The sequence below is a fragment of the Oleiphilus sp. HI0123 genome, assembly GCF_001635315.1.
In genome coordinates this window covers 1-387 of the sequence record NZ_LWGE01000463.1, presented here as the reverse complement: position 1 = coordinate 387, position 387 = coordinate 1, and the positions used below count along the sequence as shown (strand labels likewise).

The following is a 387-nucleotide window of genomic DNA, read 5'->3' as shown; positions in this document are numbered from 1 at the left end:
GAAGGCTCGGCAGGAGCATTCGCTGCAGCTTTGACCGTATTCATTTTTGAAATTGTAGCTTGAGGGTCATTGGGAATAGGCGATATATCGATTGAAACCTCCCCTCCCACAGCATAACGATTTCCATCAGGGCCAGACTGATAAGTAAATGATGCGGCACCAGCATATTGACCGCCCACCGCTTTATGGGCCTGCTCATGTGCTCTCACTTCCTGATCTCTTGCTCTAAGCTCCGCTATCTGTTCCTCAATAATCGCTTCTTGTTGCTCTTCTATACGGCGTTCACCGGCACTTTCTGTTGAACTTCGCTCAACACTCTGCTGGTCGCCATTCTGAGTTCGCACCTCATCTTCAAGGTCGGAGTCATCACTCCCAACTGTACGACCA

The 387-nt window shown here is 49.6% G+C and carries 1 protein-coding gene; it reads right to left on the bottom strand.

Annotated features, from left to right (window positions below):
- Nucleotides 1–387: putative metalloprotease CJM1_0395 family protein (locus tag A3761_RS04445; RefSeq protein WP_304439581.1), on the bottom strand; the 387-nt coding region annotated here is incomplete at both ends.